This is a genomic window from Pseudomonas sp. HY13-MNA-CIBAN-0226 (genome assembly GCF_040310305.1).
In the GTDB taxonomy this organism is placed as follows: Bacteria; Pseudomonadota; Gammaproteobacteria; order Pseudomonadales; family Pseudomonadaceae; genus Aquipseudomonas; species Aquipseudomonas gregormendelii.
The window spans coordinates 1-259 of sequence record NZ_JBEOPS010000382.1 but is presented as its reverse complement, the minus strand read 5'-3'; the positions used below and the strand labels follow the sequence as shown (position 1 = coordinate 259).

Here is a 259-nt window from a genome sequence, read left to right as displayed (position 1 = left end):
CTGCCTGGCATCCCCAAATGACGGTGGGGTACCAGCTTCATTTCGGTTAGCATAGCGAGCATACGAGAGACTGCAAAGATACTAGCAAGGAGACCACCAGCGGTAGCTACCATTGCGATTGCTACTGTGAACCATAGACCATAGTCGCCAAGTGCTGGGCGTGCGGCGGCAGCCAAAGAGTAATCTTTGGTTTCAATAATTTCAGCAAGAGATAGATTACTAGACACCGCGAAACCGACTAGGGTGTAAATTACTACGC

The 259-nt window shown here is 49.8% G+C and carries 1 pseudogene; it reads right to left on the bottom strand.

From position 1 onward, the window contains the following. Positions 1 to 259, bottom strand: a pseudogene (locus AAEZ05_RS29195) (amino acid permease); the annotation flags it as partial.